Genomic DNA, 16,520 nt, shown 5'->3' with positions numbered 1-16,520 from the left:
CCAGCCGGAGAGGACTCCGGCGCCCACAACGAAGGCCACCGCGCTGATGGCCGCACCGATGCTCGATACCTACCGTGAGGTGGTGACGCCGGAGGGTGTGCTGCTCCAGTTGCCGGTAGCCGGACCGCTGCCGCGGGCCATGGCCTGGCTGGTCGATCTTGGCGTGCGCATCGCGGTGCTGGTGCTGATGGCGATTCCGCTGGCGGTGCTGGACGAATTCGGCTCCGGCCTCAACCTGGTGCTGATGTTCCTGGTCTACTGGGTCTACCCGATCGTGTGCGAGGCGCTGTGGGGCCGTACCCTGGGCAAGCGCGCGCTGGGCCTGCGCGTGCTGTCCCGCGATGGCGCGCCCGTGGGCTGGATGGCGGCGATCACCCGCAACCTGCTGCGCACGGTGGACATGCTGCCGTTCGGCTATGCACTGGGCCTGGTCAGCAGCCTGTTCGATCCGCACGGCCGCCGCCTCGGCGACCTGGTGGCCGGCACCGTGGTGGTGCACGCGCCTGTGCTGTACCTGCCGCCGCCACCTACCATCGACAGCGTGCTGGCCCCGCCGCAGCCACTGCGGCCGGAGGAACAGGCCGCGCTGATGGCCTTCGCCGAGCGCGCGCCACGGCTGTCGGCGGCCCGCCAGCAGGAGCTGGCCGGCATTGCCGAGCCCCTGACCGGTACCCACGGCCAGGTCGCCGTGCTGCACCTGTACGCCATGGCCAACTGGCTGCTGGGGCGGCGATGAAACAGGAACAGTTCGTCGCCCGCTACCAGCAGGAATGGCAGGAGCTGGAACAGTGGCTGCTGCTGCGTGCCGGCGCCTCGCGCCGCGCGCGCCGCAAGGCCAGCGGCCTGGCACTGGACGATACCGCCGTCCCGCAGCGCTACCGGCGCCTGTGCCAGCAGCTGGCGCTGGCCCGCGAGCGCGGTTACAGCCCGCAGCTGGTCCAGCGCCTGCAGCAGCTGATGCAGCAGGGCCACAGTGTGCTGTACCGCACACGGCCGACGCGCTGGCGCGCCGCGCTGGAATTCCTGGTGGCCGACTTCCCGCTGCTCGTGCGCAGCCAGGCACGCAGCATGTGGGTGGCGCTGGCGATGTTCGCGCTGCCGGCAATCGCCTGCTTCGTGCTTGTACAGGTCTACCCGGACCTGATCCATACGTTGATGGACAACCGCCAGATCGCCGCGATGGAGCGCATGTACGACCCTGCCGCCGAACGACTGGGCCGCGACAGCGGTACCGACTGGATGATGTTCGGCCACTACATCCTCAACAACATCAGCATTGCCCTGCGCACCTTCGCCAGCGGCCTGCTGGCCGGGCTGGGTACGCTGCTGGTGCTGCTGTTCAACGGCGTCACCATCGGCGCGGTGGCCGGCCACCTGCAGCACATCGGACACGGTGGACCATTCTGGCGCTTCGTGGCCGGCCATGGCGCGTTCGAGCTGACCGCGATCGTGATCGCCGGCGGTGCCGGCCTGCAGCTGGGCATGAAGCTGCTGGCACCGGGCCGGCGCAGCCGCCTGGACGCGCTGGTCGACGGTGGCCGCATCGGTGCGCGGCTGTGCCTGGGCGTGGCGTTCATGCTGCTGGCCGCAGCCTTCATCGAAGCGTTCTGGTCGTCGATCGCCGAAGTCCCCGCATGGACCAAGTTCGGCGTCGCCGGAGTGCTCTGGGCCGGCGTGCTGCTGTGGCTGTGGCGTGGCGGGCGTGGAGGCGGCCATGCGCATTGACCGTCTGGACGTGGTGCTGCGTGCACGCAGCGGCTGGGAAGCGATGGAGCTGGGCAGTGCCCTCGCCCGCCGCCATGCGCGCGCCGTGTGGGGCAGCTGGCTGCTGGCCAGTGCTCCGTTGTTCGTGATCTTCAACGCGCTGGGATGGTGGCTGGATGCCTTCGGCTGGGCCTGGCTGGCGATGTGGTGGTGCAAGCCACTGTTCGAGCGTGCGCCGCTGTATGTGCTGTCACGCGGCATCTTCGGCGAACCGGTCAGCACACTTTCGGCCCTGCGTGCGCAGCGCCACTGGGGCAACACTGGTTCCTGGGGCTACCTGGGCTGGCGTCGCTTCAGCGTGCTGCGCAGCCTGTGCCTGCCGGTGAACCTGCTGGAAGGCAACGCACCGGGCCAGCGCGGTCCACGCCGCCGTGCGGTGGCTGCCGGCGCCGCAGGTGCGGCGACAGTGCTGACCGTGACCTGCATGGCGTTCGAAGCGGTGCTGGTGTCCGGCGCCATCGGTGCAGTGTTCATGTTCATGCCACTGGACCTGATGTCCGAATCCTGGCGTGCGGCGTGGGACATGATCGGCAAGGACACGCCGGCATGGGCACGCTTCGGTTTCAATCTGGCCTGCTGGCTGGCCTCGGCGCTGATCGGCCCGTTCTTCGTCGGTGCGGGCTTTGGCCTGTACTTGAACCGGCGTACGCAGATGGAAGCCTGGGACGTCGAAATCGCCCTGCGCCGCCTGCGCGATCGCCTGCTGCCGGCGGCATCGACGCTGGCGCTGCTGCTGTGCCTGGCACTGCCGCTGGTCTCCGCCCCGGTGCATGCGCAGGACGCAGATGCCGAGCCCGGGCGCGCAATGGGCAAGCCCAACGCCAGTGACATCGCCGCCGAAGACGACGACGATGAACCGACCATCGACCCGGCCAACACGCCGGCCACCATCTTCGGTGGCACGCCGGTGGACACCGCCGGTTTCCGTCAAGCGGTTAACCGCGCCTATGAGGACCCGCTGCAGCGCCCGACCCGCGAGGTCACCCGCTGGAAGCCGATCGAGCAGGCCGAGGAAAAAAAGAAGGAAGACAAGCAGCTGCAGCGTGACACCAACAGCAAAGGTGAACGCAAAGCGCGCAGGGACGGCATCGCCTGGCTGGCACGGCTGGCCGAATGGGGCCTGTGGGGCCTGCTCGGCATCCTGCTGCTGGTGCTGCTGCTGACCGCGCGGCTGTGGCTGCCATGGCTGCGTGGCAGTGGCCGGCGCAAGGCCGACGCTGCACCGGAGGTGCTGGAGAAACAGGTGGAGTTGCCGGTGGTGCTGCCGCCGGACGTGGCCACCCAGGCTGGCCTGCTCTGGGACCAGGGCCGGCCGCGGCAGGCGCTGGCCCTGCTGTACCGCGCCAGTGTGCGCACGGTGGGCGAGCGCAGCGGTATCGCGCTTCCACCCGGTGCCACCGAAGCGCAATGCCTGCGCGCGTCGCGGCGCATGCCTGATGCCACCGATCGTGACCTGTTCGCGCGCATCGTGCGCATGTGGCAGTACGCCGCCTACGGTGGCCGCCTGCCCAGCCGCGCCGATTTCGATGCATTGGCCGATACCCTGCGCCAGCAGTACGGGTGGCAGGCATGAGTCCGCGCCTGTTCTGGTCGCTGCTGCTCGGTGCATTGGTGCTGTTCGGTGTACCGCTGACCATCCTCTACCTGCGCACGCACGAACGGGTGACCGAGACGATCCGGCTGCCGCCACAGGGCGAAGCCGCCTACAACCCGCTGTACGTACTCGGCCAGGCCCTGCGCGCCGATGGCATTGACGTGCACTCGCGGCCACGGCTGGAACTGCAGCAGATGGCACTGGGGCCGAACGATACGGTGGTGCTGCTGCAGGACAGCAGCGAACTGCCGCCGCCCGTTGCCAGCGCGCTGCTGGACTGGGTCGACGGTGGCGGCCACCTGCTGGTACGTACACCGCCGCCGGCCGAGGACGATGCCGGCAGCACGCAGGGCCCCTTGCTGGACCGGCTGGGCGTGGACAGCCTGTTCCAGCGCAGCGACTGCCAGCCGTTCCATGTCGACGACGATCCTGGCCACGTCGAATTCTGCGGTGGCCGTCGCTTCACCCTGGGTTTTGCCGCCAGTGCGCAGGCCGAACGTCGCTGGGGCACGGATCGCGACCTGGTGTTCGCGCGCCTGCGCCATGGCCAGGGCAAGGTGAGCGTGCTGGCCGACATGGAGTTCATGCGCAGCGAGGTGGACTCACCGGCGGCGCGCCTGGCCTCCGCAGGGGGCAAGGCCAGCGACGGCCTGCACGACGCGTCGCATCGCGACCTGACCCGCTACCTGCTCGATCCGAACTACGGCAAGGGTGCGGTCTGGCTGGTCTATGCCAGCCGCCCGCCGTCGCTGTGGTCGCGCATGTTCTATCAGGGCTGGCCGCTGTGGGCACCGTTGCTGCTGGCCCTGCTGGGTTGGCTGTGGGGCCGCTCGCAGCGCTTCGGCAGCCTGCTGCCGTCGCCGGTTCTGGAACGCCGTTCGCTGCTGGAGCACGTGCGCGCCAGTGGTGAACTGCTGCTGCGTTTCGGCCACGGCGCGCGCCTGTACGAGGCCGTACTCGCCCTGTTCCTGCACCGCCTGCGCCTGCGCGCACCGGTTGCCGCCGCACTCGATGGCGCGCCGCGTGATCAGGCCATCGCCGAGCTGCTGAAGTGGCCGCAGGGCCGCGTTGCCAGCGCGCTCACGCCCCCTCCGCCGCACGATTCCTCCGCCCTGCGCGAGCGCATCCGCTTGCTGCTCCAGATGAGATCCCTGCTATGACCGAAGTCCCCGAGCTGCCGGCGGCCGCCAACGCCCGCCTGATCGAACGCGTCGATGCCATCCGCGATGCCGTCGGCCACGCCTTCATCGGCCAGGCTGATGTGCTGGACCAGATCCTGGTGGCCCTGCTGGCCGGTGGCCACGTGCTGATCGAGGGCGTGCCCGGGCTGGGCAAGACCCTGCTGGTGCGCGCGCTGGCCCAGGCACTTGAGCTGGACTACGGTCGCGTGCAGTTCACCCCCGACCTGATGCCCAGCGACGTCAGTGGCCACGCGGTGTACGACCCGAAGAGCGAGAGCTTCAAGATCCGTCGCGGCCCGGTGTTCACCAATCTGCTGCTGGCCGACGAGATCAACCGCGCACCGGCCAAGACCCAGTCGGCGCTGCTGGAAGTGATGCAGGAAGGCCAGGTGACCATCGAAGGCAAGGCCTTCACCCTGGCGCCGCCGTTCATGGCGCTGGCCACGCAGAACCCGCTGGAGCAGGAAGGCACCTACCCGCTGCCGGAAGCGCAGCTGGACCGCTTCCTGCTGAAGGTGCTGATCGACTACCCGCAGCTGGAGGACGAGAAGCGCATGGTGACCGCGATCACCAGCGGCCGCGCCGCCAGCGATTTCGACCTGAGCCAGGTGCCGCGCGTGCTCGGTGCCGGTGAGCTGCTGGAACTGCAGCGCGCCACGGCGGCGATCACCGTCGATGACGAAGTGATCGACTACGCGGTGCGGATTGTGGCGGCCACGAGGCAGTGGCCGGGTATCGCGGTCGGCGCTGGCCCGCGTGGCAGCATCGCGCTGGTACGTGCCTCGCGCGCGCAGGCGGTGTTGGCCGGCCGTGACTTCGTCACCCCCGACGACGTGCGCGACATCGCGCGCCCCGCGCTGCGCCATCGCATCGCGCTGGCACCGGAACTGCAGATCGAAGGCCAGGACGCCGACGACGTGCTGGGTGCACTGCTGGCCAAGGTGGAAGCACCGCGCCGATGAGGCCGGCCCCGCTGCTGCTGGCGCTGCTGCTGGCCTGGGCCGCCCTGGGTGGCCTGGTGCTGGGCGGCCTGCTGCCGCGCTGGAGCTGGGCGCTGGCCGCGGTGGCGATTGCCGTGCCAGCGTTGATGGATCTGTGGCGGCAGACGCGGCGTCCATCGCCGCAGATCCAGCGTGAGCTGCCCGAAGCGCTGGCACTGGGCGTGCGCCGCGAGGCCGCGCTGCGGCTGCAGGCGGACGCATCGATGACGGTGCAGGTGTTCGACCTGGTCCCCGGCGGCTGGCCGCTGGAGTCGCTGCCGCAGCGCGTGCGCCTGAAGGCCGGCAGCGCCTCCACCCTGCACTACCACCTGCAGCCGCTGCAGCGCGGGCGCTTCCGCTTCGACGGCGTGCACCTGCGCATGCGCTCGCCATGGCGGCTGTGGTGGCAGCAACGCACGCTGCCTCCCGTGCTGGACGTGCGGGTCTATCCGAACTTCGTACCGCTCACTCGCTTCGCCCTGTTCAGTGCCGACCAGGCCTCGCGGCTGGTCGGCGCACACGTGAAGCGCCGCCGTGGTGAAGGCACCGACTTCCACCAGATGCGCGAGTACCGCATCGGCGACAGCCTGCGCCAGCTGGACTGGAAGGCCACCGCGCGTGCGCGCAAGCTGGTCTCGCGCGAGTACCAGGACGAGAAGAACCAGCAGCTGCTGCTGATGCTCGACAGTGGCCGCCGCATGCTGGCCAGCGAAGGCGGGCTCTCGCACTTCGATCATGCATTGAACGCCTCTCTGGTGGTGGCCTACCTGGCGCTGCGCCAGGGCGATGCTGCCGGCCTGTTCGCCACCGGTGGCGAGCGCCGCTGGGTGGCACCGCAGCGTGGCATGGGCACGGTCGAGCACCTGCTGCGTGCCAGCTACGATCTGCAGCCGCGCGCGGTGGCCACCGACTACCTGGCCGCCGCCACCGAAGTGTCGCTGCGCCAGCGCCGGCGCGCGCTGGTGATGCTGGTCAGCAACGTGCGCGACGAAGACATCGAGGATCTGCTGGCGGCGGTGCGCCTGCTGCAGAAACGCCACCTGGTGTGCGTGGCCAGCCTGCGCGAGCGCGAACTGGATGCTGTCCTCGATGAAGAGGTGCAGTCGCTGGAGGACGCGGCACAGGCCGGCGCCGCGGCGCTGTACCTGCAGCAGCGCGCGAAAGCGCATGAAGCGCTGCGCAGCGAGAAGGTGATGGTGCTGGACGTGACCGCCGACGCCCTGCCCGGTGCACTGGTGGAGCGCTATCTGGCGGTGAAGCGCGAAGGGTTGCTCTGATACCGGGAGCGGTTGCCGGCCAGCGGCCGGCACTACCGACACATCGCTCTGGTAGGTGCCAACCTTGGTTGGCACGAAACCCACAGCGCCGACCAGGGTCGGCATCTACCAGCAACGGTTGCCGGCCAGCGGCCGGCACTACCCCTGCAGCAATCGCCGCTGCAATCGCTCCACCGCGCGCTGCAGCAACACCCGGTTGCGGGCCAGCTTCATCCACTGCGGCAGGCGCGAGAACATGGATCGGTGATGGCCGCGGCTTTCGCGCAATGTCGCGCTCGCGTACTCGTGCAATGCCTGCAGATGTTCAACGTTATAGGCCCAGAGCAGGCCTGCGCGGGTCGGTTCGACCAGGCACAGCGGCAATCCGAAGTGCGGATCGGCAGGCTCGGCATCACGCAACGGACGCACCGAGACCGAAACATCGGTACTGCGATCACATTGCGCACATCGAGCAGCGAAGGACGCCGGTGCAGGAACGCCAGCGGGAACCCGACGACGCACGTGCAGCCACTGATGCCCACAGAATCCACAAGGTTGGCGGCCCAGCATGTAGACCGCACCGACCCAGTCACCACTGTCCAGTGCAGAACTGCAGCCGGTGCAGCGGAATCGCGCGGTCCACCGGTAAGGTTCCCAGCTGGCGACCACCCAGCCGGGGGTGTCGCAGCGATGGCAACGCACCGCGACACGGTCCGCGAAGGCCTGCAGGCTGCGCCCGTCATCGAAGTGCCGGCCAGGCACGGGCGAAGAACGCCCATGCCGGCCAGGCCAACGCCGCACCGCCATCAGACGTAGATCCGCGTCGGCGCCTCGTCAACGATCGCATGCGGCACGAAGCGCGCACTGTCACGGGTGATCGCGCTGTCGTCTTCGCGGATGCCGATGCCGCAGGCGTGGTCACCCACCACCCAGCTGCCGATCAGCGGATAGCCGCCTTCGAAGCGGGTGAGCGGATGGGCGCGCTGGATGATCGCCGGGCCATCGTAGGGACCGTCGCTGCGCTGGGTGCTGCCATCGGCCAGATGCATCTCGATGTTCGCGCCTTCGCGCGAGAACAGCGGCTTGCGCACCCAGCCCGACGCCAGCGTGCTGCCGTCATCGAAATGCGCTTCCAGCAGGTTCGGATGGCCCACGTTGCGCTGCCACAGCAGCGGCAGGATGCCCTTGTTGCTCAACACCGCCTTCCACGCCGGCTCCAGCAGCTGAACGCCCGAGCCGGGCAGCGCGCGGCCGAATTCCTCGGCCATCAGGTCTTCCAGCGGATACAGCTTGAACAGCGTGCCGATCACCGAATCGTCCAGCGCGGTGAAGCGGCCGTCCTCGGACAGGCCAATGTCCTCGATGGCGATGGCCTGGCCATGCAGGCCGGCCTGCGATGCACAGTCGCGCAGATAGTCGACGGTGCCGCGGTCTTCTTCGGAGCTGCCCACGGCACTGAAGTACAGCGGCGGCGGCAGCTGCGTGGCCAGTTCGCCGAAACGCTCGACCAGCGCTTCGTGAATCGCGTTGAACTGGTCGGCGTGCTGCGGCAGGCGACCGGCGTTGCGCTGGTCTTCCAGCCACTGCCATTGGAAGAAGCTGGCCTCGAACAGCGAGGTCGGCGTGTCGTAGTTCAGTTCGTACAGCTTGGCCGGGCCAGTACCGTCGTAGGCCAGGTCCAGGCGACCGTACAGATGCGGCTGGCGCTGGCGCCAGCTGTCGGCGATCCAGTCGCGGTAATGCGACGGAATCGCCAGCTGGTCCATCAAGCGTTCGCTGGCGATGACATCGCCGACCAGGTCCAGCGCCATCTGGTGCAGCTCGGCGCTGGGGTCTTCGATGTCCTGCTCGATCTGGCGCAGGGTGAACGCGTAGTACGCGCTTTCGTCCCAGTACGGCTGGCCGTCGATGGTGTGGAAGCGGAAACCTGCCTCTTCCGCGCGCGCCCGCCATTGGGCACGCTCGGCAATCCGGATGCGCTGCATGGGTCGATCAGCCGCCGTAGCTGCCGCTGCTGCTGCGACGCGCGCTGGTGTTGCCGAAGCCACCACGGCTGGCAGTGACCGCACGGTTCGGTTCGCTGGTGACCGGGGCCAGGCCGGCCTTGCCCGCGCCGATGCCGCTGGCGGTGTTCAGGCCACCAGTGCCACCCGGTGCCGGGCGCGCCCAACCCGCATTCTTGTCCTGGTAGGCCGGCGCCGATGCCGGTGCCTGCGGTGCCAGGCCTCCGCGGTTGCTCAGCATCTGCGACATGAAGAAGCCCATCATCATCGGGCCGATGAACGAGGTACCGGCCGAGGTGTGCTGCTGCACGCACTGCTCCGGCTTGTAATCCTTCTCGCAGGCTTCCCTGCTGGCGTACTTCGGCGCCGCATCGGCGGCCTGCTTCTGCGCTTCGGCGAAGGCATTGCGGCACGACGACGGATCGCCGGTGGCCTCGGTGCAGGCCTCGACCGAGGTGTACAGGCCTTCCTGCACCTTCACCTCCGGCTCCTTCTGGCAGGCGGTGAACAGCAGCGGCGCGGCGCTCATCAGCAGCAGCGCGGTGGTGCGGGAACGTTTCATGGCCTCATGCCCTGTCGACGGATCAATGCCCCAATGATGCCAAATCCGGGCCAGCAACCGGAATCGGCAAAGTCCGAAAGATGAACGGACTTTCATTTTCGTCGTTCCAATCAGGAATCGGGGGTCAGAGCCCGTCGCGCAGAACGGGATCCGACCCCGTCAGATCGCAGGAAACTGTCGAAGGCGGGGTGGGTCCGGTTGCGGGGGCGTGAGCGCCATGGATGGCGCGACCGAGGCTACATGGACGTACTTGCGCCGTCCCCCGCAGCCGGACCCACCCCGCCATCCCACGGATAGCCCAGCTGTTGCTGTTGAGGTTGCCGGCCAGCGGCCGGCACTACCCCGGGTGCAGGGCGCAGCCCTGCCGCTCTCTCCCCGGTGGTTGCAGCAGCAACCGAAAAAATTGGCCATGATCGGCTGACCCCCACGTCGTACGGCCCGCCCGTTCCGCCAGCCATGCCCGAATACCGTTCCCGCACCTCCACCGCCGGCCGCAACATGGCCGGCGCCCGCGCCCTGTGGCGTGCCACCGGCATGAAGGATGGCGACTTCCACAAGCCGATCATCGCCATCGCCAACTCCTTCACCCAGTTCGTGCCCGGCCACGTGCACCTGAAGGACCTCGGCCAGCTGGTCGCGCGCGAGATCGAGCAGGTCGGCGGCGTCGCCAAGGAATTCAACACCATCGCCGTGGACGACGGCATCGCGATGGGCCACGACGGCATGCTGTATTCGCTGCCCAGCCGCGAGATCATCGCCGACGCCGTGGAGTACATGGTCAACGCGCACTGTGCCGACGCACTGGTGTGCATCAGCAACTGCGACAAGATCACCCCCGGCATGCTGATGGCCGCGCTGCGCCTGAACATCCCGGTGGTGTTCGTTTCCGGCGGGCCGATGGAAGCGGGCAAGACCAAGCTGTCCGAGCACAAGCTGGATCTGGTCGATGCGATGGTGGTGGCTGCCGATGACAGCGCTTCCGACGAGAAGGTGGCAGCGTTCGAACGCAGCGCCTGCCCCACCTGCGGCTCCTGCTCGGGCATGTTCACCGCCAACTCGATGAACTGCCTGACCGAAGCACTGGGCCTGTCACTGCCCGGCAACGGCACCACGCTGGCCACCCACGCCGACCGTGAGGCGCTGTTCCGCCGTGCCGGCCGCCTGATCGTCGAACTCTGCCATCGCTGGTATGGCGGCGAAGACCCGAGCGCGCTGCCGCGCGGCATCGCCACCCAGGCGGCGTTTGCCAATGCGATGACCCTCGACATCGCCATGGGCGGTTCCACCAACACCATCCTGCACCTGCTGGCCGCCGCGCAGGAAGCGGAGGTCGACTTCGACCTGACCCACATCGACGCGCTGTCGCGGCGCGTACCGCAGCTGTGCAAAGTGGCGCCGAATACGCCGAAGTACCACATCGAGGACGTGCATCGCGCCGGCGGTGTGTTCGGCATCCTCGGTGAGCTGGACCGCGCCGGCCTGCTCGAAACCACGGTGCCGACCGTGCACAGCGCCAGCCTGGCCGAAGCACTGGAACGCTGGGACGTGGTGCGCAGCGACAACGACACCCTGCATACCTTCTTCAAGGCCGGCCCGGCCGGCATCCCCACCCAGGAGGCCTTCAGCCAGGCCACGCGCTGGCCGACGCTGGACGTAGACCGCGCCGAGGGCTGCATCCGCTCGCTGCAGCATGCGTATTCGCTGGAAGGTGGGCTGGCCGTGCTGCGCGGCAACCTGGCCGTGGATGGCTGCGTGGTGAAGACCGCCGGCGTGGACGAATCGATCCATGTGTTCGAAGGTCCCGCGCGTGTCTATGAAAGCCAGGACGCCGCCGTCGCCGGCATCCTCGCCGACGAAGTGCAGCCGGGCGAGGTGGTGGTGATCCGCTACGAAGGCCCGAAGGGCGGCCCCGGCATGCAGGAAATGCTGTACCCGACCAGCTATCTGAAGTCGAAGGGACTGGGCAAGCAGTGCGCACTGCTCACCGACGGCCGCTTCTCCGGCGGCACCTCCGGCCTGTCGATCGGCCATGTCTCGCCGGAAGCCGCCAGCGGGGGTGTCATCGGCCTGGTGGAAGATGGCGACCGCATCCGCATCGACATTCCGGCCCGCCGAATCGACCTGCTGCTGGATGAGACCACGCTGGCCCAGCGCCGCAGCGACGCCGATGCGCGTGGTTGGAAGCCGCGCGCGCCGCGCCCACGCAAGGTCACCAGCGCGCTGAAGGCCTACGCCCTGCTGGCCACCAGCGCCGACAAGGGCGCCGTACGCAACACCGCGCTTCTGGGCGATTGACCGCCATACGGTAGTGCCGGCCGCTGGCCGGCATCTGGGAAAAGGGGACGGAGGGAATTAAGTCGTTTGTGCCATAAACGACTTAATTCCCTCCGTCCCCTTTTTTCCGGCCAGCGGCCGGCACTACCGGTCAGCCGATCACACGCTTGAACGGCGGCAGCGCGTCGATGATGCGCTTGCCGTAGCGGCGGGTCAGCAGCCGCGAATCGAGGATGATCACGCGGCCGGTGTCGGTGGAAGTGCGGATCAGGCGGCCTGCGAACTGGGTCAGCGTGCGCAACGCATGCGGAATGGCGATCAGGTTGAAGGCATTCAGCCCACGCCCCTCGAACCATTCGCTGAGGGTGGCGGTCTGCGGATCGGTCGGCACCGCGAATGGCACCTGGGTGATCACCACCGTGGTGCAGGCTTCACCGGGCAGGTCGAGGCCTTCGCCGAACGAGTTCAGTCCGAACAGCACCGAACCCTCGCCTGCGGCCACGCGGCGCAGGTGCTCGTCGATCAGGCGGGTCTTGGACATCTCGCCCTGCACCAGCACCTGCTTGCGGCGCGCGGCCGACATCAGCCCGGCCACCTTCTCCATCTTCCAGCGCGAGGTGAACAGCACCATCGAGCCTTTGGCCCAGTCCAGCTCGGTGTCGAGATAGCGCGCCACTTCGCGCGGATGGCCTTCGCGGTCGTCCGGAGTGACCGGGAATTTCGGCACGATCAGTTCGGCCTGGTTGGGCAGGTCGAACGGTGACGACAGCGAGACCATCTCGGCCTCTTCCGGAATGCCGTTGTCGATCGCCAGCGACTGGAAGTCGCCACCGCCGGTCAGCGTCGCCGAGGTCATCACCACCGAGTCCACTTCATCCCACAGCAGCTTGCGCAGCACGTGCGCGGCCGACACCGGCGAGCCGTGCAGCACCAGGTCGCCGTCGCGGGTGGCGGTGACCCAGCGCGCCATCGGCGGCGCACCGTCCTTGTCTTCGCGACGCCAGGCCTGCCACAGGTTGTACTGCTGCTCGATCATCTCCAGCGCCATGCCCAGGTTGCGCTGCAGGCGCTCGCGCGCGGCATCGTCCGGCTTGCCCTTGGCCACCTGCGCGGTGGCGGCATGCGCCCAGTTGTAGAGACTGCGGGTATCGTCGGCCAGTGCTTCGATCGGCTCGCGCCAGGCCTCGGGCAGGCGTCCATTGGCGGCGCGCCACATCGGTTCCTCATCGGCTGGCGCCGGCATCCACACCCGCTCGATGTGGTCACGGAACGCGCGCAGCTGCTTGGCCACGTTGCTGGCCACCTCGATCGCTTCGTTCGGCAGCAGGTTGCCGAGGCGATCCTTGTCGACCGCGCGGTAGGCGCCGGCGATCAGGATCTGCAGGCGACCGGTGCGTTTGGCCATCTCGTCCAGCGCCAGGCTGGCCGCGCCCTGGTCGATCGCCACGTTGCCGATGTGATGGCCTTCATCCAGCACCAGCAGCATGTCCGACGGCGGTGCGATCAACGGCTGGCCGTTGTCGCTGTCGCCGATCGACAGCGCCGACAGCAGCAGCGCGTGGTTGGTGACCACGATCTGCGCATCACGCACGGTGTTGCGCGAACGCAGCACCGCACACTGCGCCGAATAGGCACAACGGCGCCCGGCGCAGCCCGAAGCCGGCGTGGTGATGCGGCTGCGCAGGCCGGGGCTGATGGTCTCCGGTGCGTTGTCGATATCGCCATCCCAGCTGCCGCTGGTGAAGGCGTCGGTCAGGCGCTTGGCGATGTCCATCTCGATCGGCGCCAGTGGCCGGTCGAACAGCGGCGCGTCATCCTCGAACATGCCGCCCTGCGAGCCCTCGCCCTGCGCCTCGGCGGCATTGCGCGTGCACAGGTAGCGGGTACGGCCCTTGGCCAGCGCCACGGTCGCCTCCAGGCCGGTGGCTTTCAGGAAATTCGGGATATCGCGCTCGACCAGCTGCGACTGCAGCGCCACGGTGCCGGTGCTGATCACCAGCTTCTTCTTGCTGGCCAATGCGATCGGCACGCCTGCGGTGAGGTAGCCCAGGCTCTTGCCGACGCCGGTGGGCGCCTCGACCACGCCGACGCCACCGCTTTTCGACAGCGCACGCGACACCACGCCGATCATCTGGCTCTGCGAGCGACGGGTGGAAAAGCCGGGGGTATTGGCCTGCAGCGTCGTGTACGCCTTGCGGATCGCGTCCTTCAAGGTGTCATCGAGGGTGCGCGGAGCGGCGACGGTTTCGGTCACGCCGGGAATTACCGTAGCTGGATCAGGCCGGGCATTGTCGCATGGCCGGCCGCATTCACCGCCGCTGGGACCCTGAACGGGCCGGCGACGACGCCCGCTGGCGGTCCCGGTCCAATGGCCGGACCATCCCAGGGGCAGATACGCCGGGCATGGCCCGGCGCGACCGGTCAGGCGGCCGGGAGCGTACGGGTACGCAGCAGGCGCACCAGCGCCCACACCACCAGCACCACACCGATGGCCTCGACCATCGCCAGCGCGAAATGCAGCACGCCGAGGATGGCACTCAAGCTCGACACGGCACTGAAATCACCGCTGCGGACCATCAACATCGGCAGGATGCCCGCCGCCATGCCGCCGAGGCTGGCCAGCAGCAACAGCAGCAGGCCGACCAAGGCACCGGTGCGGGTGGCATCGCGCGGTGCGCCGACCACCCAGACCAGGCCCACGCACAGCGCGATCAGCACCGGCAGGCGCACGCCCACCATGCTCAGCACCGTGACCAGCAGGGTTGTGCCGTCCATCGATCAGTCCTCGCCGGCCAGCACGGCCGAGCCCTGACGCAGCGACTGGTAGACCTCGTCGGTCTGCGGGCGCACACCGTGCCACTGCAGGAAACTCTCAGCGGCCTGCTCGACCAGCATGCCCAGGCCATCGACCGTATTGCGGCACTCCGCGGCGCGCGCCCAGGCCAGGAAGGCGATCGCCGCTTCGCCGTAGTTGAGGTCGACGGCGGTGGTCATCGAGTTGACCAGCGACAGCGGCAGCTTGAACTCGACGTCACGGTCGCGGCCGGCCGAGGTGGCGTTGACGATCAGTTCGAAGTCACCCAGATCACGCAGGTCTTCCCAGTAGCGGCTGATCGCGCGACCCGGCTCACCCATCGCATCGATCAGTTCATCGGCGCGTTCCGGCGTGCGGTTGACCACCACCAGCTCGGTGATGCCGGCATCAAGCAGCGCCGGGGCGACGCTGCGCGCGGAGCCACCGGCACCGATCAGCAACATGCGGCGGCCACGCAGGTCCAGGCCATGGCGGTCGGTCAGGTCACGCACCAGGCCGATGCCGTCGGTGGTGTCGCCATGCCAGCGGTCGCCCTTGCGCAGCAGCGTGTTGACCGAACCGGCGCGGCGCGCGCGTGCGGTCAGGGTGGTGCACACCGAGAACGCGGCCTCCTTGTGCGGCGAGGTGACGTTGGCGCCGACACCGCCGTCGGCGGCGAAGGCCTCCAGGCCGGCCAGGAACGCCTCCGGGGCCAGGTCGATCGCGCGGTAATCCACCGCGATGCCTTCCTGGCGACCGAACGTCGCGTGGATCTGCGGCGACTTCGAGTGGGCAACGGGGTGTCCGAAGACGGCGTAACGGTCGGTCATGGAATCCTCAAGCTGGCTAGACTGATGCTCTGTTCGTGCATGGAACCGGATGATGCGCATCACCCTGCCCCTGCTGGTGCTTGCCGCCAGTCTACTCTCTGCCCCCGTGGCGATGGCGTTGAACGAGTACGGCATCGAAGGCATGGGCGTGGTCTCGACCCGTGCCGACGAGGGCCGCGCCACGATCAGTGCCGACGGCCAGCGCATCGTCTTCGCCCGCCGCGGCGAAGCCGGCTGGGGCCTGTGGGAGGCGCGCGTGGTCGATGGCCGCTGGCAGCAGGCGCAGGCCCTGCCGGTAGGCGTGGCCGGCGAGGCCCGCGATCCCTACTTCAGCCGCGACGGCCGCTGGCTGTTGTTCGCCGCCGGCCGCGAAGGCGCGCTGGCGCTGTACCGGGCTGCGGTGGAAGCCGATGGCCGGCTGGGCAAGGCGCACCCCATGGCCGGCGACGGTGGACGCCACGAAGAGCGCGGGCCGGCCCTGAGCGCGGACGGCACGCGGCTGCTGTTTGCCCGCCAACAGGGCCGTGGCGCCGGCTGGAACCTGTTCGTGGCGACGCTGGATGCGCAGGGCATGCGCGGCCCGGCCACCGCATTGACAGCGTTGAACAGCGCCGATGACGAGACCGACGGCGACTGGCTGGGCAACGATGGCGCAGTGGTGTTCAGCCGCGGCAACGGCACGACCGCACAGGTGTGGAGCAGCGGCTGCGCGTGGAGTGGCGCGGCCCTGCAACCGTTGGGACTGTCGTTCAACCAGACCGGCGGCTGGACCGGCGCGCCGGTGATCGACAACGCCAAGCCAGGCGAAATGATGGTGGCCAGCAGCGCGGCCAGGGCACCGCGTGCCGGTGGCGTGGACGTGTACCGGTTGGCGGTGCCGAAGGTGGCGGCGGTGGCCGGGTGCGTGCGGTAGATCCACGCCGCGCGTGGATGCGCCCGCGAAGGGGTCAGAGCCCTTTCCTGCGGAAAGGGATCCGACCCCCGGCATTGCCCGTCAGCGCGACAACACCTTGGCGCGCAACTGCTCGTACTCCATCTCGCTCAGCTGGCCATTGTCCTTGCGCTGGTTCAGCGCGGCCAGCTCGGCCTGCACGCTGTCCGGCAGGGCCTGCTCACGGGCCACGTGGCGGGCGGCGGAGAGCTGCTCCGGTGGACGCTTGCCCGCGCGCCAGGCGGCGATGAAGACACCGACGATGATGGTGCCGAACACCAGCGTGCCGGTGCCCCAGATCAGCCATTGCATCCATCCCAGTTCGGGTCCCATCGCGCAGTCCTCCGTCTA

15 protein-coding genes are annotated in these 16,520 nt (G+C 68.8%); 8 read left to right on the top strand and 7 right to left on the bottom strand.

Annotated elements, in window-relative coordinates; genetic code table 11:
• Positions 1–46: 46 nt before the first annotated feature.
• The 6 genes from AC5P6S_RS19600 to AC5P6S_RS19575 are packed head-to-tail and all read left to right on the top strand — an operon-like array spanning position 47 to position 6,796.
• Positions 47–736 (top strand): RDD family protein, encoded by a 690-nt coding sequence (locus AC5P6S_RS19600; protein ID WP_235643545.1) that lies wholly within the window; start codon positions 47–49, stop codon positions 734–736.
• Positions 733–1,725 carry a stage II sporulation protein M gene (locus AC5P6S_RS19595; RefSeq protein WP_005414812.1) on the top strand — a complete coding sequence of 331 codons (993 nt, stop codon included), beginning with the start codon at positions 733–735 and terminating at the stop codon, positions 1,723–1,725. The genes AC5P6S_RS19600 and AC5P6S_RS19595 overlap by 4 nt, the downstream gene beginning before the upstream one ends.
• Positions 1,715–3,337, top strand: coding sequence for a DUF4129 domain-containing protein (locus AC5P6S_RS19590; RefSeq protein WP_099473917.1), 1,623 nt, complete (start codon positions 1,715–1,717; stop codon positions 3,335–3,337). The genes AC5P6S_RS19595 and AC5P6S_RS19590 overlap by 11 nt, the downstream gene beginning before the upstream one ends.
• Positions 3,334–4,518, top strand: coding sequence for a DUF4350 domain-containing protein (locus AC5P6S_RS19585; protein WP_033833771.1), 1,185 nt, complete (start codon positions 3,334–3,336; stop codon positions 4,516–4,518). Before AC5P6S_RS19590 ends, AC5P6S_RS19585 begins: the two co-directional genes overlap by 4 nt.
• A complete protein-coding gene (locus tag AC5P6S_RS19580; protein WP_005411535.1) occupies positions 4,515–5,501 on the top strand; it encodes an AAA family ATPase in 987 nt (328 codons plus the stop codon). Before AC5P6S_RS19585 ends, AC5P6S_RS19580 begins: the two co-directional genes overlap by 4 nt.
• Positions 5,498–6,796, top strand: a complete 1,299-nt coding sequence (locus AC5P6S_RS19575) for a DUF58 domain-containing protein (RefSeq protein WP_235643546.1) — start codon at positions 5,498–5,500, stop codon at positions 6,794–6,796. The genes AC5P6S_RS19580 and AC5P6S_RS19575 overlap by 4 nt, the downstream gene beginning before the upstream one ends.
• 138 nt (positions 6,797–6,934) lie before the next feature.
• Here the strand turns inward: AC5P6S_RS19575 and AC5P6S_RS19570 are convergent, their stop codons facing one another.
• Genes AC5P6S_RS19570 through AC5P6S_RS19560 form a run of 3 tightly spaced genes read right to left on the bottom strand, consistent with a single transcriptional unit; the run spans position 6,935 to position 9,340 of the window.
• Positions 6,935–7,582 carry a hypothetical protein gene (locus tag AC5P6S_RS19570; protein ID WP_235643548.1) on the bottom strand — a complete coding sequence of 216 codons (648 nt, stop codon included), beginning with the start codon at positions 7,580–7,582 and terminating at the stop codon, positions 6,935–6,937.
• A complete protein-coding gene (locus AC5P6S_RS19565) occupies positions 7,582–8,760 on the bottom strand; it encodes a glutathionylspermidine synthase family protein (RefSeq protein ID WP_049397686.1) in 1,179 nt (392 codons plus the stop codon). The genes AC5P6S_RS19570 and AC5P6S_RS19565 overlap by 1 nt, the downstream gene beginning before the upstream one ends.
• A gap of 7 nt (positions 8,761–8,767) precedes the next feature.
• Positions 8,768–9,340, bottom strand: a complete 573-nt coding sequence (locus AC5P6S_RS19560; protein ID WP_005411539.1) for a DUF1190 domain-containing protein — start codon at positions 9,338–9,340, stop codon at positions 8,768–8,770.
• Positions 9,341–9,796: 456 nt separating this feature from the next.
• Here AC5P6S_RS19560 and ilvD point away from each other — a divergent pair, with 456 nt between their 5' ends.
• Positions 9,797–11,635 carry a dihydroxy-acid dehydratase gene (gene ilvD / locus AC5P6S_RS19555; protein ID WP_049397685.1) on the top strand — a complete coding sequence of 613 codons (1,839 nt, stop codon included), beginning with the start codon at positions 9,797–9,799 and terminating at the stop codon, positions 11,633–11,635.
• Positions 11,636–11,765: 130 nt separating this feature from the next.
• On the opposite strand, the gene dinG is transcribed toward ilvD, so the two are convergent.
• From dinG to aroE, 3 genes are all read right to left on the bottom strand, one after another.
• A complete protein-coding gene (gene dinG / locus AC5P6S_RS19550) occupies positions 11,766–13,868 on the bottom strand; it encodes an ATP-dependent DNA helicase DinG (protein ID WP_005411541.1) in 2,103 nt (700 codons plus the stop codon).
• Positions 13,869–14,035: 167 nt separating this feature from the next.
• Positions 14,036–14,389 (bottom strand): hypothetical protein, encoded by a 354-nt coding sequence (locus AC5P6S_RS19545; protein ID WP_235643550.1) that lies wholly within the window; start codon positions 14,387–14,389, stop codon positions 14,036–14,038.
• Between the two features lie 3 nt (positions 14,390–14,392).
• Positions 14,393–15,238 (bottom strand): shikimate dehydrogenase, encoded by an 846-nt coding sequence (gene aroE / locus AC5P6S_RS19540; protein ID WP_033833778.1) that lies wholly within the window; start codon positions 15,236–15,238, stop codon positions 14,393–14,395.
• Positions 15,239–15,287: 49 nt separating this feature from the next.
• Between aroE and AC5P6S_RS19535 the strand changes: the two genes are divergently transcribed.
• Positions 15,288–16,151 (top strand): TolB-like translocation protein, encoded by an 864-nt coding sequence (locus AC5P6S_RS19535; RefSeq protein WP_049417654.1) that lies wholly within the window; start codon positions 15,288–15,290, stop codon positions 16,149–16,151.
• Positions 16,152–16,232: 81 nt separating this feature from the next.
• Here AC5P6S_RS19535 and AC5P6S_RS19530 read toward each other — a convergent pair whose 3' ends face one another.
• A complete protein-coding gene (locus AC5P6S_RS19530) occupies positions 16,233–16,502 on the bottom strand; it encodes a hypothetical protein (protein ID WP_049397683.1) in 270 nt (89 codons plus the stop codon).
• Positions 16,503–16,520: the final 18 nt, after the last annotated feature.

Source organism: Stenotrophomonas sp. YJH_SMC_119, from assembly GCF_059368315.1.
Note: the sequence above shows the minus strand (reverse complement) of the source record. Positions and strands in the feature narration are given on the sequence as shown.

Bases quoted from the DNA above. Each gene is read 5' to 3' on its own strand.
- AC5P6S_RS19600 (WP_235643545.1), top strand. From the start codon at position 47: ATGGCCGCACCGATGCTCGATACCTACCGTGAGGTGGTGACGCCGGAG.
- AC5P6S_RS19595 (WP_005414812.1), top strand. From the start codon at position 733: ATGAAACAGGAACAGTTCGTCGCCCGCTACCAGCAGGAATGGCAGGAG.
- AC5P6S_RS19590 (WP_099473917.1), top strand. From the start codon at position 1,715: ATGCGCATTGACCGTCTGGACGTGGTGCTGCGTGCACGCAGCGGCTGG.
- AC5P6S_RS19585 (WP_033833771.1), top strand. From the start codon at position 3,334: ATGAGTCCGCGCCTGTTCTGGTCGCTGCTGCTCGGTGCATTGGTGCTG.
- AC5P6S_RS19580 (WP_005411535.1), top strand. From the start codon at position 4,515: ATGACCGAAGTCCCCGAGCTGCCGGCGGCCGCCAACGCCCGCCTGATC.
- AC5P6S_RS19575 (WP_235643546.1), top strand. From the start codon at position 5,498: ATGAGGCCGGCCCCGCTGCTGCTGGCGCTGCTGCTGGCCTGGGCCGCC.
- AC5P6S_RS19570 (WP_235643548.1), bottom strand. From the start codon at position 7,582: ATGGCGGTGCGGCGTTGGCCTGGCCGGCATGGGCGTTCTTCGCCCGTG.
- AC5P6S_RS19565 (WP_049397686.1), bottom strand. From the start codon at position 8,760: ATGCAGCGCATCCGGATTGCCGAGCGTGCCCAATGGCGGGCGCGCGCG.
- AC5P6S_RS19560 (WP_005411539.1), bottom strand. From the start codon at position 9,340: ATGAAACGTTCCCGCACCACCGCGCTGCTGCTGATGAGCGCCGCGCCG.
- ilvD (WP_049397685.1), top strand. From the start codon at position 9,797: ATGCCCGAATACCGTTCCCGCACCTCCACCGCCGGCCGCAACATGGCC.
- AC5P6S_RS19545 (WP_235643550.1), bottom strand. From the start codon at position 14,389: ATGGACGGCACAACCCTGCTGGTCACGGTGCTGAGCATGGTGGGCGTG.
- aroE (WP_033833778.1), bottom strand. From the start codon at position 15,238: ATGACCGACCGTTACGCCGTCTTCGGACACCCCGTTGCCCACTCGAAG.
- AC5P6S_RS19535 (WP_049417654.1), top strand. From the start codon at position 15,288: ATGATGCGCATCACCCTGCCCCTGCTGGTGCTTGCCGCCAGTCTACTC.
- AC5P6S_RS19530 (WP_049397683.1), bottom strand. From the start codon at position 16,502: ATGGGACCCGAACTGGGATGGATGCAATGGCTGATCTGGGGCACCGGC.